The following is a 750-nucleotide window of genomic DNA, read 5'->3' as shown; positions in this document are numbered from 1 at the left end:
GCCGTTGGTCCTTACGAAGCTTTTCACAGCCTTTTAAGAGAAGATATCGAGCCTTTTTCAATGGAGAAAATTCCTTTCTTGCTTGATCCAAGGCTTGGGTCACTTTTTGAACCACATGGTACTTATCGATGACAATCGAAGCAGATGGAAACAGGGCGCGAACCGCCTTATGATAAGGTTCCCACATGTCAAGAATCACCGTTTGGACCATTTCTTTCGACAGGATATTTTGGCTCAACAAGTTGATGGCGGAGTCACATTGGCGATCGGCATGCATTCCCATGACCGATCCAGCTTTGGCATCCATCAATACGGTTTCATACTGATGTCCCTTTTTTACCGCGATTTCATCTAAGCTAAGCACCATCCCTTCCTGACAAGATGCCTCCATTGTGTTTTGACGCTCTTTTGCTTTTTTTGATGCGATGGAGTAGTAGATGCGTTCCAATGTCGTATAGGGGATGCGCTGCTTTCGACTAACCTCTTGAATGGTGGAGCCTTCACAAAGTTCATACAAGTGCTCACAAAATCGACTAGTGTAATGTTGATTGGGTTCAATCGATTCCAAAGAGGCAGAAAACACTTGGGAACAATTCCGGCACCGATAGCGCTTTATCTTGACGAACAAGTACACCGGCTGATGGAAAATCGCCAAATCCCGTACTTTTCTTGTCCGTTTGTCGTGGACAGAGGAAGTGGCAAACCCACAATGAGGGCAACGTTCCTGTGTCTCTGTTTTCTCTACATGAA

At 45.3% G+C, this 750-nt stretch carries 1 protein-coding gene; it reads right to left on the bottom strand.

The window, feature by feature from the left end; translation table 11 throughout:
- Nucleotides 1-750: ISL3 family transposase (locus DCC82_RS03985; RefSeq protein ID WP_108430417.1), on the bottom strand; the 750-nt coding region annotated here is incomplete at both ends.

Source organism: Geobacillus sp. LYN3, assembly GCF_003064505.1.
Lineage (GTDB): Bacteria > Bacillota > Bacilli > Bacillales > Anoxybacillaceae > Parageobacillus_B > Parageobacillus_B toebii.
Note: the sequence above shows the minus strand (reverse complement) of the source record. Positions and strands in the feature narration are given on the sequence as shown.